Annotated in this window: 13 protein-coding genes; 10 read left to right on the forward strand and 3 right to left on the reverse strand. The window is 48.0% G+C overall.

Features of this window, described 5'->3' with window-relative positions; all coding sequences use genetic code 11:
• Nucleotides 1-13 precede the first annotated feature (13 nt).
• The 9 genes from pssA (at nucleotide 14) to ACR64Q_RS15575 (ending at nucleotide 9200) form a co-directional block, all read left to right on the forward strand.
• Nucleotides 14-754, forward strand: coding sequence for a CDP-diacylglycerol--serine O-phosphatidyltransferase (gene pssA, locus ACR64Q_RS15535; RefSeq protein ID WP_020482954.1), 741 nt, complete (start codon nucleotides 14-16; stop codon nucleotides 752-754).
• A gap of 3 nt (nucleotides 755-757) precedes the next feature.
• Nucleotides 758-1609: a CHAD domain-containing protein gene (locus ACR64Q_RS15540; RefSeq protein ID WP_026601914.1), complete on the forward strand. Its 852-nt coding sequence runs from the start codon at nucleotides 758-760 to the stop codon at nucleotides 1607-1609.
• Nucleotides 1610-1881: 272 nt separating this feature from the next.
• Nucleotides 1882-2766: a hypothetical protein gene (locus ACR64Q_RS15545; RefSeq protein WP_026601915.1), complete on the forward strand. Its 885-nt coding sequence runs from the start codon at nucleotides 1882-1884 to the stop codon at nucleotides 2764-2766.
• Between the two features lie 170 nt (nucleotides 2767-2936).
• On the forward strand, nucleotides 2937-3806 hold the full coding sequence (locus ACR64Q_RS15550) for a glycosyltransferase family protein (RefSeq protein WP_026601916.1): 870 nt from the start codon (nucleotides 2937-2939) through the stop codon (nucleotides 3804-3806).
• A gap of 235 nt (nucleotides 3807-4041) precedes the next feature.
• Nucleotides 4042-5013: a glycosyltransferase family 2 protein gene (locus tag ACR64Q_RS15555; protein ID WP_026601917.1), complete on the forward strand. Its 972-nt coding sequence runs from the start codon at nucleotides 4042-4044 to the stop codon at nucleotides 5011-5013.
• A gap of 279 nt (nucleotides 5014-5292) precedes the next feature.
• The gene (locus tag ACR64Q_RS15560) at nucleotides 5293-6837 is read left to right on the forward strand and encodes a 2-isopropylmalate synthase (protein ID WP_026601918.1); all 1545 of its coding nucleotides are present in this window, start codon (nucleotides 5293-5295) and stop codon (nucleotides 6835-6837) included.
• Between the two features lie 13 nt (nucleotides 6838-6850).
• Nucleotides 6851-7681, forward strand: a complete 831-nt coding sequence (locus tag ACR64Q_RS15565) for a uracil-DNA glycosylase (RefSeq protein WP_313732394.1) — start codon at nucleotides 6851-6853, stop codon at nucleotides 7679-7681.
• Nucleotides 7662-8216, forward strand: coding sequence for a ribosomal protein S18-alanine N-acetyltransferase (gene rimI, locus ACR64Q_RS15570; RefSeq protein WP_020482961.1), 555 nt, complete (start codon nucleotides 7662-7664; stop codon nucleotides 8214-8216). Before ACR64Q_RS15565 ends, rimI begins: the two co-directional genes overlap by 20 nt.
• 855 nt (nucleotides 8217-9071) lie before the next feature.
• A complete protein-coding gene (locus ACR64Q_RS15575; RefSeq protein ID WP_020482963.1) occupies nucleotides 9072-9200 on the forward strand; it encodes a hypothetical protein in 129 nt (42 codons plus the stop codon).
• Nucleotides 9201-9807: 607 nt separating this feature from the next.
• Here ACR64Q_RS15575 and ACR64Q_RS15580 read toward each other — a convergent pair.
• Both ACR64Q_RS15580 and lnt read right to left on the reverse strand, forming a co-directional pair.
• Complete coding sequence (locus ACR64Q_RS15580; protein WP_313732395.1) at nucleotides 9808-11316, reverse strand: alkaline phosphatase; 1509 nt, start codon at nucleotides 11314-11316, stop codon at nucleotides 9808-9810.
• 42 nt (nucleotides 11317-11358) lie between these two features.
• A complete protein-coding gene (lnt, locus tag ACR64Q_RS15585) occupies nucleotides 11359-12882 on the reverse strand; it encodes an apolipoprotein N-acyltransferase (RefSeq protein ID WP_483823345.1) in 1524 nt (507 codons plus the stop codon).
• A 237-nt stretch (nucleotides 12883-13119) separates the two neighbouring features.
• Here lnt and ACR64Q_RS15590 point away from each other — a divergent pair, with 237 nt between their 5' ends.
• The gene (locus tag ACR64Q_RS15590) at nucleotides 13120-14526 is read left to right on the forward strand and encodes a hypothetical protein (protein ID WP_483823346.1); all 1407 of its coding nucleotides are present in this window, start codon (nucleotides 13120-13122) and stop codon (nucleotides 14524-14526) included.
• Here the strand turns inward: ACR64Q_RS15590 and ACR64Q_RS15595 are convergent.
• On the reverse strand, nucleotides 14504-15403 hold the full coding sequence (locus ACR64Q_RS15595) for a 5'-nucleotidase (RefSeq protein ID WP_313732398.1): 900 nt from the start codon (nucleotides 15401-15403) through the stop codon (nucleotides 14504-14506). The two genes, ACR64Q_RS15590 and ACR64Q_RS15595, sit on opposite strands and share 23 nt — an antisense overlap.
• Nucleotides 15404-15405: the final 2 nt, after the last annotated feature.

Here is a 15405-nt window from a genome sequence, read left to right on the forward strand (position 1 = left end):
TTGTAGACACATTATGATCAAGAAGCAACCGCTTACGCGTCATCGTGGCATTTACCTACTGCCCAATCTGTTCACCACAGGCGCCATGTTTGCCGGATTTTATGCGATCACGTCAGCGATTAACGGCCGCTTCGAAACAGCGGCAATTTCCATGTTCATCGCGATGGTGCTCGATGGACTGGACGGCCGAGTTGCCCGCCTGACTAACACCCAAAGCGAATTCGGCGTGCAATATGACAGCTTGTCCGACATGGTGTCGTTTGGCGCCGCTCCGGCTATTGTGATGTATCTTTGGACCCTATCCAGCATGGGCCAAGCGGGCCTGTTCGCCGCGTTTGTGCACATGGCCGGCGGCGCGTTGCGGCTGGCACGCTTTAATACGCAAGTCGAGGTGGCCGATAAACGCTACTTTCAAGGCCTACCAAGCCCAGCGGCGGCAGCTATTTTAGCCGGCGGCTTATGGTTCTGCGTGGAGAATGGTTACGACGTGGAAAATATCAAATACTTGGTATTGCTGACTACCATCAGCACCGGCTTGCTGATGGTAAGCAATTTCCGCTACTCCAGCTTCAAGGAAATCGATTTTAAAAACAAAGTGCCATTCATCGTTGCCATCATCGCGATGCTGGTCATCAGCTTCATCTTGGCGCAACCGCAGCGGATGCTGTTTCTGTTATCGGTCGGCTATGCCGTATCCGGCCCCATCGTCACCTTGGTTTTGCGCAAACGTAAGCTGCAAAGTCGTAAAAGTTAGCGGATGCAAAATACTGGCGGCAAACTGTTGCTCGACGCCTTGGAAAGACACTGGCGCCAATATCGCAAACGGTTGAAAGCCTGCCGCCAAAGCGCCAACGAAGATAACGTCCACGAATTACGTGTCAGTACCCGGCGCTTACTGGCGCTGATCGAATTGCTGCAAACCCTGGCACCGCAGACCACGCTGCTAAGAATTCGCAAATCCCTGAAAAAACAGCTCGACGGCTTCGACCAACTGCGCGACACTCAGGTGATGCTGTTCGAATCAGCCAAGTCCCTGCCTATCCTTCCCGAGCTAGAGCCGTTTTTAGCGCACATGCATCGCTGCGAACAGCGCTTATTGCTGGAAAACCAGTCGTTCATTGCCAGCTTGTACCAACCAAAACTGCGGCGCAAGCTGAAAAAAGCTGGCAAATACTTCAAAACTCAAACCGCCGACATCGATCTTGAACTGGCCGTATCAAGCGCCATTGACGATATTTATGGCATGGTGATAAATCGCTATGAAGCACTGGACCCCGCCATTCCTGCCAGTATTCATCATCTACGCATCGCCGTTAAGAAATTGCGCTACACGCTTTTCGCAACGCAATCCATTGATTCCGCCGTGACTGAAACGGACTTAAGCCTGCTGAAAAGCCAGTTAAATCGCATGGGCGATATTCAAAACTCTGTGGTAATGTTGCAAACACTTGAGCTATTTTTTCAACATCAGATACCCACCGCAATAGAGCAGTATTATCGACGGCAACAACAAGAGATGATCGACTCATTTATGACATGCTGTTCGGAGATTTTGACGTTTCGGCATGCGACCCAAAATGACAGAAACTGGGTTTTTGAATCCGCTTAGAAACTAGCTATACTCATTGTCGATGTACTTATTGGCACCAATGGCAAGCTGATTTGCCAGAAATAAAGAATTTTCTAGTAAGCCATTGAAAGACAATGTGGCTGGACAAATAGTGCGAGCCATTAAATCTACTATCAATTGGATTTATATTTTATCATTGCCTCAGGACAATCAGCGGCTGCCGAGAAAACTAACTCCGTCAAACTTAAACACTCAAAATCAACAAGAAAAAGTTCATAACGTGGCATTACGAAATATTAGAGGCGGTTTCAATGGCATCAGATGATAGAAACTCACCAAAAATTGGTGTTCCGTCGTCACCCTATCTGGTTTACACCTCAGCCGGTCACCGATCCAATATTAAAAAATGGGTCACGGGCAAAAAAAATTTCGACTTATGGGTTACTCAATACGAAGGCGAAAGCGATTATCACCGGAGCGTTGCTGATTTTTACAACGAGCGAAAAGGCGGCAAATATCCAAATCTACATGATATATATAACTGCTGGGGAGAGCTACTCAACCACTATCGGGCAATATTCGTACTTGACGACGATATAGAATTAAGCGCCAACCAAATTAGCCAGTTATTCCGAATTTTAGAACGCTACAAGCTCGTCTTGCTACAACCTGGTTTCTTGAGCGTCGGCAAAATAAGCCATGAAGTCACAAAAGCAAACCATTTCAGGTTTGCGAGGCTTACCAATTTCGTGGAAAACTGCGTGCCATTGTTCTCTAAACCTATTCTGGATCGCTTTATGGCAACTTACGACCCGGGTTTAATAGCCTTCGGAACTGATTGGTGGTATTTACACCTTCTGACTGATGAAGAGCGCGAAACCGGAGTGGCGGTAATTGATTCAGTACCTTGCGTAAATCCGGACGAATGGCTGGAACAAAAACCGCGAAAAATAGATCAAGTGGAGCCGGTCAATAAAGGCATAGAGATTTGGCAGGAATTTAAGCGCGAGCGCGGCATCGAGATGCCGCCGGGTGGTGTCAGAAGCTTGGGACTATTATGGCCTGAAGCCTTAGAAGACTGGCTTACTCTAATCTCAGCTCCGTTAATCCGCTGCAAAACATTTCTGTTCTACCCCTTTTATTTCATGCGCCTGAAGCGCTTTTATTGGGATATTCATAGGCGAAAAATATTTTAAGTCCGCAATTCAGCAATGGCGGAATAATGCGAAATGCTGGCTATCCAAACCAGCGCAAAGGATCTTATTCAATAAGAATATAATTTTCCTTTCTCCAATTGAAAACTTAGCTCGGCTAACCTCCTTCAGAATAGCATTTCGCAACTAGCTGACGGCCCAAGGAATTATTCGTGAACTATTTAAACGAAATTAAATGCTATTTAAAAATCAAAATTTCCCAAATATTGATGCGGTACCCTACCCATCATAAACCACTAAAAATACAACATGCGCCTAAAAACAAACCGAAGGTACTAATTTTAGGAATATATTTAGAATACAGAGAAAACACATTTAATCACCTGATAAATGCGTTTAATCAATCAACAGCATGTGCTGTTGATCAAATCTGGGTATCATTGAACCCTAAAAACTCTCCAAAAGCCAACGAAACCGAATATAAAAACCATGCCAACCTAATGCTGGTTAAGCAGATATTTGAGCTTAAACCAAAATTTACGATATTAAATGAAATTCTAGAAGAGGTTGACATAAGCAAATACGATTATCTTGTCTTTACCGATGACGACATTTTTGTTGACGATAACTTTCTCGATGCTTTTATCGGATGGCAACAGCATTTAAACTTTTGTTTGGCTCAACCCGCCCGCACAAGAACCAGTACAGCTGATAATACATTTGTTGTTTCCAGGCCTTGGCTAAATGCACGCGAAACACATTTTGTTGAAATTGGCCCGCTATTTAGCATGCATAAATCAATTGTAAATGAATTACTACCGTTTGATCTTGAAAGCCCAATGGGATGGGGATATGACCTCGTTTGGCCAATAAAGGTGAGTTCATCGGGAAAAACCATGGGAATTATCGATGCGACTCCTGTACAGCATAGCCTAAGACCGCAGGGCGCTGCGTATTCTACTGCAAAAGAATCCGTGCTAATGAACGAATATCTTTCAACAAAACAGCACCTAAACTTCCGAGAAGCCTGCACTATTGTTAAAAATTACTCAAAAATAAAGCTTCCTCAAAAATCCGTCTAATTTATCGTAGTGCCTATCTGTTTTCATTTCTCGAACAAAGTACCTCTTAACTCCCATTAGTTCCAACAACCTATTTATCTTACTGGCACTATGCGATACTACTTAAACATAATAAGCGACAGAATCACCGACTTAAAGTTACAATAGCCAAAACTGCCAACATTAATTTGATTCATCTTATGCATCATAATATCTCCGATAAACCTTTTGTAATTTAATCGGCCTAATCAACGCTATGAGCTGCTTAGTTACCGTTATCATACCTACCCACAACCGCCCCGACCTTTTGGACGAAGCCATAAGCAGCGTAGTCAATCAGACTTTAGCGGATTGGGAGGCCATTGTCATTGACGACTGCTCAACCCCTCCGGTAAACCCCGCCCAACTCCAGAAAAAATTCGGAACGAAGGTTAAAGTTTTGCGGCACCCAAGCTCTTTGGGGGGAGCCGCAGCGAAAAACACCGGCATCAAAGCCGCTTCTGGCAAATATATTGCGTTTCTGGACGACGATGACCTTTACGCGCCGACTTATTTAGAAAAAGCTGTTTCAACTTTACAAAAACATCCAGAAATTAACACGCTGTTCATGAGCGTCGCCTGGTTCGGCCCAAATTCAAAATGGACGCACGAATCCTACACTGACGCCATGAACAAAATATTGGCAGATCTGGCTGGAACGCAGGTTACGGAAACCCTGCTGGAATTTGACGCAGACCGTCTATTCAAAGCTTTACTAAAACGGGTCCCTATGGCGTTTCAACGACCGGTAGCAGCCAGGGAACAGGTTATGCAAATCGGCCTATATCAAGAAGATTGCCTACTTTGGGATTGCGATTGGGCTTTGCGTGCTGCGCTGAATGGCCAATGCGGATTAGTGACAGAGGGTTTGTACCTGCAACGCAGCGCCGGCCAGGGATACTCGTCTCAGCCCCGCCGCCGGGTGGATCACTCTTTATCCAATCTGGAAATAAAAAAACAACTGATTAAGCGGAATGTCAGACCTGATCTAGCTAAACTGATCAGGCTCAACTACATCCAATCCGCTCAAGATTTGAGTTGGGAGTACATCAATCAAAACCAGGGTTTACTAGCGGTTAGAACCATGCTGACTAGTTTCCGATACGGCATTCACTTTCTTCAGATTAAGTTTTTAGCGCATGCTATATATAGCTGGGGATTAAGTTTATGCTCTAAAGAACAAAAGTAACCTGCTCAGACCTCTGAACGAAACAAAAAGGTAAAATAGCTTACACCACAGCATCGCAAACTTGAGCGTCAGTCGGCAATCAAGTATAGTTTCCAGCCATGAACAATCAGATAATCGTTTATCATAAAAATTTAGCTCCCATGCCAGCCATTGGCACACGGTTGTTCGGCCTGTCTTTAAGATTGCTGCCCTGAGGGGCACACTCTATCCTCATCTAAATAATACAACCCTTTTCTGTTTCTCGGCCTCAGCGCCGAACATTTCATGATCGGAGTTCTCATGAAAGATAAATTAATTATATTCGACACTACTTTGCGCGACGGCGAGCAAAGCCCTGGCGCCTCCATGACCCGCGATGAAAAAGTCCGCATCGCCCGAGCACTGGAGCGGATGAAAGTTGATGTGATCGAAGCGGGGTTCCCGGCAGCCAGCCAAGGCGATTTCGAAGCCGTCCAAGCAGTGGCGGATGCAATCAAAGACAGCACAGTTTGCGGTTTGGCACGGGCCCTGGATAAAGACATCGACAGAGCCGGCGAAGCCTTGAAAGGCGCGAAAAGTTCGCGAATCCATACGTTTATCGCCACATCGCCGATCCATATGCAAAAGAAGTTGAATATGCAGCCTGATCAGGTGATCGAATACGCGGTGCGGGCGGTGAAGCGTGCCCGTCAGTACACCGACAACGTCGAATTCTCCCCAGAAGACGCCGGCCGCTCGGAAGAAGATTTCTTGTGCCGTATCCTAGAAGCAGTGATCGATGCCGGAGCGACTACGCTGAACATTCCGGATACGGTCGGCTACAGCATGCCGCAGCAGTTCGGCGCGACCATTGCCAATTTGATCAAACGCATCCCCAATTCCGACAAAGCAATTTTCTCTGTGCATTGCCACAACGATTTGGGCTTGGCGGTCGCCAATTCCTTGTCAGCGGTAATGAATGGCGCTCGGCAGGTGGAATGCACCATCAACGGTTTAGGCGAACGCGCCGGCAATGCCTCTTTAGAAGAAATCGTGATGGCCGTGCGCACCCGGCAGGATTTCTTTGGTTGCGATACCGGCTTGGATGCGCGTGAGATTGTCACCTGCTCAAAGCTCGTGTCATCCATTACCGGCTTTCCGGTGCAGCCTAACAAGGCCATCGTCGGCGCGAACGCCTTTGCCCACGAATCAGGGATTCATCAAGACGGTGTGTTGAAAAACCGGGAGACTTACGAAATCATGCGCGCCGAGGATGTGGGTTGGACCACCAACCGCATGGTATTGGGCAAACATTCCGGACGTAACGCGTTCAAAACCCGGATGGCGGAGCTGGGGGTAGACTTTGCCGGCGAAGCGGATTTGAACGACGCATTTTTCAGATTCAAACAACTCGCAGACAAAAAACACGATATTTTCGACGAAGACTTGCAGGCCTTGATTTCTGAACAAGGTTTCGAAGCGGAAGACGAGCATATCAAGTTGGTCGCTTTAAAAGTGTGTTCAGAAACCGGCGAAGTACCTAACGCCACCGTCACGATACGCGTCGACGGTAAAGAAGTAACCGGCAGCGGACAAGGCGGCGGTGCGGTGGATGCAAGCCTGAAAGCGATAGAAAGCTTGGTGAAAACCGGAGCGACTTTGGCGCTGTACTCGGTTAACAACATCACCACCGGCACGGATGCTCAAGGTGAAGTAACAGTGAGACTGGAAAATGCCGGCCGTATCGTTAATGGTTCCGGAGCCGACACCGACATCGTGATCGCCTCGGCCAAGGCTTACATTAACGCGGTTAACAAACTGCAAACACCCGACCAACGTCAGCATCCGCAAAAAGGCGATGTCTGATTGTTGAGCCACCATGGATAACGCGACCCGCTTGCAATATTTGGAAGCGATGGGCATTGATGTCTGGCTACCTAGGCATCAACCTGTCGTCATTCCGCGAGCGGCCGTTTATCTTGAAAATCCAGTCAAAAACCTAGAACGGCTTGAACAACCTGAAGGCCGGCAAGATGTGCCCTCCAAGCAAACGGTATCAAGCGTCATCGAAACCGTTAATGCCGAATTTCCGCGACATTCCGTTTCATCGCCATCATCCCACGCCAACGATCAAATATGGAGAGACTTGCAACACGAGGTTTCTTTGTGCCAAGCCTGCTCGCTGTGTAAAACCCGCACCCAAACCGTATTCGGTGTCGGCAATAAGCAAGCAACCTGGATGCTGATCGGCGAAGCGCCAGGGCAGAACGAAGATTTACAAGGCGAGCCATTCGTCGGCAAGGCTGGTCAACTTTTAACCGAAATGCTGCGGGCAATTGGCTTAAAGCGCGAAGAAGTCTACATCGCCAATATGCTGAAATGTCGACCGCCGAACAACCGCGATCCGCAAACAGAGGAAGTTGCCGCTTGTAAAAATTTTTTACAGCAGCAAATTGAATTGATACAGCCAAAAATTATTTTGGCTGTAGGCCGCATTGCCGCACAAAATTTGCTCGACACGCAACAACCTCTGGCAAAATTGCGAGGGGTCCAGCATCAGTTGCACAACATCCCTTTAATTGTCATTCACCACCCGGCTTACTTATTACGTTCATTGCTGGAAAAAGCCAAGGCCTGGAGCGACTTGCAATTTGCACTGTCGGTCTATCAAAAACTAGAAAAATTGAACCATGTGGAAACTGTTACATAAATTGAAAGATGCTGTGATTTACGATGCGGACCGTGAGTTTTACGCCAAGGTGTTTCCCGATTCGGTAGATAGCAAAGACTTAATGCGCATGCGCAAAATGGACCATGCCGATTTGGCTAGCGTCCTGAAGATCGAAGAGTTAAATTACGAATTCCCTTGGTCCGAAGGGATATTTAAAGATTGTTTCCGCACGATGACTTACACCAGTTGGGTTTGCGAAGCGCCGGATGACAACATAGTAGGCTACTGCATCATCAATGTTGCGGCTGGCGAAGCACACATTATGAACATCAGCGTCAACCCTGTCTTTCAAAGGCAGGGAGCCGGCCGCAAAATGTTGGAACACTTAATTGAATACGCCAGGCCTCGCGCCGAGAAAATATTCCTCGAGGTGCGCCCCAGCAATCCTGGCGCCATCAATTTGTACCGACAAACCGGCTTTCGCGAAATCGGCACCCGTAAGAATTATTATCCGGCGAAAAATGGTCGCGAGGACGCAATTATGTTTGCGTTGGATCTGGTTCCTATGCTGTAGCCGGATTATGTCTATTCCCTGTCGGCCTCAATTATCCCGCCAACTATTCCTTAGAGACGGTAACTGACCCGATTAGAGCAGTACATCGGGCGTTTACCAAGTTATAAAACCGGATACTTTTTCACTCTATTTTGCAATTGCTGAGGCCCTTGCTTCAACCAATTTGCTGTTTGGACCCTTAGGTCAATTTCGTAAAGATATATTGGGTTTGCTTGAAAACCAGCATCACGGGTTTTAAGCGAGTTGGATTTGCCGAATTTAGTTATCATCGTAATTCCCTAATGTGCAGTTTATCTATAAAAGCAAAAACTTGTTCAAGTCTCATAAACAATTGAATTCGTTAGCTTACAAACACTGGTCAAACGAGTATCTGGCTGTACCGGAATGTATGTCGCTAGCATTTGGCAATAGTTACAAAGCAAATAACACACCATTTTCTGAACACGGAATGGCCTTCGCCTCTTCGAACGATCTGCGTAGATAAGACTATTTTTTGTCAGCGCAGTATTGCCATAAGTGACAGTCACCTGACATTTTTGGTCAGTAACGGAAAAGATCGCTTATCTTTGTCCAATACGGCGATCCGCCACTGCAAAGGGCTAATCTGGCAACCCATTCAAGCTGATGAACAAATCCTTCGATTGCGCGAACACAGAGACACCACCAAGATATGGCAGTTCAAATGACAAAATCGATAACATTTAATTGACTTTAAGAAAGTGAATCAAGATTCTGTTTTGAAAGATTTTGTCTAATTTTTTGGAAACACCCCGTCTACTACAGCAACCATAACACTGTTGAGTTTTAGAAAAAAGGTGGCAGAATCGGATCAGCCGATAGCTTTTGGGAGGTCTTATGAAAATACTTGCAGTGCTGATACTCGCCGGACTTACTTATGGTCTTGCGTTATTCATACTTGGAATAATCAAAGAATTGGCTGAGTTCGCCGTTGAGGCATGGCGTGACGTTGAGATCGGAAGATAAGCCTATTCAATTCAGTTATATCAGAATAATTAGCTTCCAAAAACTCACTGAATTGTCAATTAGATAATCAGAGCCGGGAACAATACCCGGCTTTTTTGTGATTGTGGTTTTCTCGTGCGCGTATCTAAACTATAAATACTGGTAATCTTAAAGGAGGCATGGTTTTTATTGGCACAGCATTTGGGACGAATGCTGCCTGTCGGACCGTCGATTTAGATAACAGTCGCCCGCATTCCATACAGATGAAACTCCCGGTTGGCGACCCGTAGGCGAATTCCATGGTCAAGGTCGGGTGGTCACAATAATTGCTGTCGGCATGGCTGGCTATTGGTATCGATTTTATATTGTCCATAATTTTTTCCTTATAACCGTCTAAGCTAGATTTGTGTGTCGTTACTTTATTCAGACTTCCTTAAATCTAGATTATGTGCAAATTAAGATTTCATTATTAATGGCCCAAGCAAATCCGGCCAAACGCTACTTTGCCATGAATTTTTAAATTTGCCGACATAGCTCGGTTCGTACGCTTAACAAGTACCACGGTCTTAATGCCTTATCTGTAGCGTAGATTTGCGCTGAGAACCCTATATTCACAATTGGTGAGATTTTACCGCCCGGCCTTAAACTTCAAAGCATGCACCATCACCTGATAGATGTAACTTTGCTCTTGTACTCCATGAAATAAATGCGCTTTGGGGCCAAACGCGAAAATCGCCACATCTTCGGCACCGTGCGTTTCGCTACCCAGCGGGACGACGGCTTCCTGCAGAAAATCGGGATGTGCAGTATCGACAACGCTTAGATCCGGGCGGCCGTTTTGGCCTCGATAGCCCGGGCCATTGGCATATCCCAGCGTAGCGTACGGCAGACCGTTGCTGTCCTTGGCAAAACCGGTTTCGCCAGTTTGTTTTACCAAGCCCATGATAGGATTGCCGCGTTGCGGGTAGCCGGCGATAGTAAAGGTATGGCTATGGTCGGCGGTAACGACGATTAAAGTATCTACAGGATTGGTTTTTTCCAGCGCCTTGCGCACCGCATTAGATAGCTCGATTGTTTCCGTTAAGGCCCTATAGGCATTACCGGCGTGATGGGCATGATCGATACGGCCCGCCTCCACCATCAGCACATAGCCTTTTTTATTTTTCGACAATATATCTATGGCTTTTTCGGTCATCTCAGTCAAAGACGGCTCTCCACCCTTGTCGCCAAGCCGGTCATGTTCGTATTCCATGTGCGAACGTTCGAACAGTCCCAGCAAATGCTCGGTTTGCTTAAAGTCTATGGCGTCGAAGCCGGCTTTGTTATAAACGTAAGCCGATTGCGGATATTGGGCTAGCCAACGCTGGGTCAAATCAACACCGTCTTTGCGGCTACCAAACTTGTCACTATCTTCCGGGTCCGGCGTCGTTTCGGGCAAAAACATGCTACGCCCGCCACCCAAAGCCACTTCCAGGCCGTTACCGTAGTCGAACTCCAGGAGTTGCTTGGCAATATCGCGAACTGTGGCGCCCGCAGGAACTTGCGTATCAGACTCCCAATCACGTTCAGAGGTATGGGCGTAACAAGCAGCCGGAGTGGCATGAGTAACTCTGGCAGTAGAAACCACGCCAGTCGATAGACCTTTTTCCTCGGCCTGTTCCAGTAAGGTTTTCACCTTGTAGGTATTGATGACATCTGCGCTTTTTTCCCGGCGTGCCACCTGCATCCCCACCGACAATTCACCATCGTTGGTTTTCACACCAGTGATGATGGCTGACATGGTCGGCGCGGAATCCGGGGTTTGCTGATTGGCGCTGTAGGTTTTCGATAACGCCACATACGGCGCAGCTTCGAAACTCAATGAGTTCTCCTCGCCGCCACGATTGCCCGGTTTACGCTGCCCCTCCAGAATACGCGCCGCGGTAATGGTCGCGACGCCCATACCGTCGCCGACAAATAGAATCACGTTTTTGGCGAATGCTTTATTGGCTTTAAGTTGCTCAGCCGCCTTGATGCGGTTTTGCCCAGATTCCAACCAGAATGCAGGCGTTTCTAAAGCAGGTTCAGCCTGGGATGTTCCAACCGCCAAGGCCAGTGTGCCAATCAGGATTGCGGATTTACAGCGCGTAGGGATCATAAGTACTTCTGAGGAATGTTTTCTAAATCAATCGCCGCAGTTCTAAACGGCTTCAATGCCTTGTTTGGAAATACCCGCACCGAACTTGCGATGCCAGACATACGTCACCAGCAGCAATACGGCCAACACCCCGAAAAAACCTTTATCACCCAAGATGACGTAAGGCGTAAGACCACGCATCGGCACTATATAATCGGTTAAAGTAGTCGTAGTAAACAAAGGCGCCTGCTTACGTAATGCACCGTCCGGACCTACAAACCCGGTCACACCAGTATTGGTGGCTCGTGCCAAATAGCGGCCGGTTTCCAGCGCCCGCATTTGCGCCATTTGCATGTGTTGATGCGGCTGTGAGGAATTGCCGAACCAGGCGTCGTTAGTCATGTTGACGATATAGCCGGCATCCGCAATCTGTCGGGCAACCAACTCGCCGAAGGCATCTTCATAACAAATAGTAGTGACAAACGCGTGGCCGCCCGCCGTCAACAACGTTTGCCGGTCGCCACCGGCGGCGAAATCGCCCAGAGGTATTTGCAATTTATCCAATACCCAGCCCGATAACGGCTGAAGCGGTAAATATTCGCCAAAAGGCAGTAGGTGATTTTTGTGATACAAGGCTTGCCTTTCGCCCAGGGTCATAACGCTGTTGTAATAATCCTTGCCCTGCCCGCTGCTGGGCAGTCCAACGACCAAATCAACTCCATGCGCTTGCGCGGCAGTTTGCAGCGGATCAATGTAAAACTCTTTCACTTGCGATAGAAAGGCCGGAATCGAGGTTTCCGGCCAGATAATCACATCGGAATCCCAATGCTGTTCTGTGAGCTCTTGATAAAGTCTGAGCGTGTTGAGTTTCTGATTTTTTTGCCATTTCTGATCCTGGCCAATATTGCCTTGCACCAATGTTACCTTGATGGGCGCGCCAGCGGCTTGAGTCCACGACACGGTTCGCAAATAGCCACCGCCCGCCCAAATTAATCCTAAAACCAGCAGCCCCGGCAATGCCGGCAATTTGCCACGCAATATCTCGACTAACGAAAAAGCCGATACAGCCAACAACAACCCGACCCCATAAACCCCGGTCAGTGGGGCATAACCAGCCAAAGGCGTAGACAGTTGGCTGTAGGCAATTTGCAGCCACGGAAAACCATTCAACAACCAATAACCGCGAAAGTACTCTACCGCTACCCAAGCAATAGCGGCGGCTATTATTCGTAACCATGCCCCGGACCACACCGAGGTTTTGGCGATAAACCAGCCGGTCAAGGCCGGGAATAACGCCCAAACCGCTACCAGCAAAGCCGTCAGCGCTATCGAGCTATACGGGTCGCCGCCGCCAAAATCGTGAATACTGATATACGTCCACCAAATGCCTGAACCGAACAAACCCAAACCGAACAAATAACCACTAAGCACCGCCCTCTTCGGCATCTGCCGCTGCCAAACCCAGTAAATGAAAACTAATGCGCCGATTGCGGCGTAGGCATAATCGTATGGAGCAAAGGCCATCGTGAGCAATGCCCCAAAAACCGGTGCGGCGAGTTCCCATTTACAATTCAATATTCGCTTCATTACTCTGCTGTGTTTATTCGATGGAATCGGCATTTTATGCAGCTGCCGGGGTTTCGTAAAATTGGCAGCTGCCTATAGCCGCCAATCTGAACTAAACTGAGGTAATGTTTTCAACACAACTTAACTCGCAAGTACATGACCGATAACGCATCACTGCCTTTTGAGCTGTCAACGGAGTCCCTCGGCACATGGATAAATTCATTAAGCGCGTTGCCGGCGGCGAACGCTGCAAATCAGTTGAATCTGGTCCTTAAACAACTGACTCGCAGCAACGCCCCAGCCGCAAACGTGTTGCCGATACTAGTCAATTTAACGCCACTGACATTGCATTTATCCAATGGATTAACCAATGCGGCGCGTTCCGAAACAGACATAGCCACCAACGCCAAAGCACTGAAAATTGCGAAACTAGCCATCCAGTTACTCAGACATTTGAGCCTGGCCTTTTGTCGTACTGTCGAGACCAAACAACTCGATACATTGCTGACCCAACAAGCGATATTTTATGCCTTGCAACTCGTTGGGTACTGTCTGCGCAGCACGGCGCTGTTTTACGAAATGCCGTCTACAACCTTGTGGAAAAAGAGCGGCCTGCTTTACACCATAGCTGTTGAACTGCAACTGTTAAAAAAACCGATCTCTTCCAAACTTCAGGAGTTTAAGTTACAAAGCACCATTGAAGCAGTCGTTAAACGCAACGTCTTGTTTGCACTCAGCAAACCCAACCAATACTCAACAACTGAAATCAGTCAATTATTTCAGTTGGTCAATCAGCATCAAGATCGCCTGGAGCTCAGCAAAACTGCCAATCCGGATAGCGGTTTTTTTTGGAATCTGGGCAGCGAACCAAGTCCAATACCGCGCACGAACATTACATTGCCGCGCGGCTCCGTGCACATCAGCTGCCTGAGACTCGGCCATGCCTTGCAACTCGGCGAAATCGAGACCGAACTGAATTCAAACATGCAGACCAAACTGGCCTTGCACTTGACTGGATACAGCAATATTTTCGCATCGGTGGCAATCGGCCCGCCGATGCCTGCACACTTACTCGAGGGCTTCGTTGCGGTCAGCGCCCATCTGCAAGGCGAAGAAAAATTATCGAAAATCATGAACCTTAGCTCGCAATTGTCGCGCGGTAGGTCCTTGGCCCGCGATATGTCTCTTGTGCCGTTGGAACATGAAAAAAGTTTCTACAAACCGCTCAATGCCAGCATTGTCAGTTTCCCCGAACACGGCACTAGTCTGAGTCTGCTACGCAACGTCAGCAAACAATTCCTGGTGGCGGAAAGCCCCGCGCCCAATTGTTCAACCGGCGATATTGGCTTGCTGTGTCGCGAGCAACAACCCGCCAAGGTGGTGATAGTTCGCCAGCAAACTTTATATGAGGATGTAACACTAATTTTGCTGGAACCCATTATCGGCAACATTACAATCCACGACATCGAAAATGCCGGCGACAGCAACAGTCAAAAAGCGATAGTCATCGGAATGGACAGCGCTCAACCCGAGGTGTTGTTAGCCAACGGCAAGTACACGGTAGGCAGTAAAATCAATCTGCTGTACGGCAATACCTTGTATTTGAAAGCTTGCGTGGAAAGCACCCCTTGGTTAGTGCGCTTCAAGGTCGGTGTTGATTTGTGACGCCATGCGGAACATGGGCGGCAGCGATTTGATGTGACTCTGCGGAATCGCAATGGCCTTTTTGATCATCGAAGAAAATATCGGCCCCGAACGCTTTTAAAAACGCCCCCTTGGGCATGCCACCTAAAAACAAGGCTTCATCAATTCTAATTCCCCAAGCCCGCAAGGTTCTAACGACCCGCTCGTGAGCAGGTGCGGCGCGTGCGGTGACCAACGCGGTGCGAATCGGCGACAAATCTTGATCGAAATGGGTTTGAATGCGGTGCAAAGCACTTAAAAACTCTTTCAACGGTCCGTCGGACAAGGGCTTATGCGCCTCGCTGCGCTCATTGGCGGCAAAAGCCGCCAAACCGTGTTGTTGATAAATCCGCTCCGATTCATCGGAAAACAGCACCGCATCGCCATCAAAAGCAATCCGCAACTGCGGAGACGGATTGGCTACCGCGCCGGAGACGATGGTCGCAGCAGCATAACCGGCAGCCAGAGCTTTTCTGACATCCTCGCCATTGGCCGACAAAAACAAATGCGCGCCAAAAGCCGGAATATATTCGTAAGGCGAGACGCCACTGGTAAAAGCCGCCCGGCTAATCGCCAGTTCGTAATGATTAATCGAGTTAAAGATACGCAAACCGGTATCCGCGCTATTTTGCGACAGCAGGATAATCTCCACCAACGGCGCCCCGGGAAAAGCTTTGTTAATATCCAGAAACTTCTTCACCAAGGAAAATCCAAAACCCGGCGGCAGAATTTCGTTTTCGTGCTCAATCTGATAACGACAAAACGCTTCCTTGCCCTGGGTTTCGAAAATCGCATGCGATTCATCCAGATTGAATAAGGCCCTGGACGATACTGCAACCACAAGTTTCTGATTATCCATGG

This window comes from Methylomonas sp. 2F7 (genome assembly GCF_057126975.1).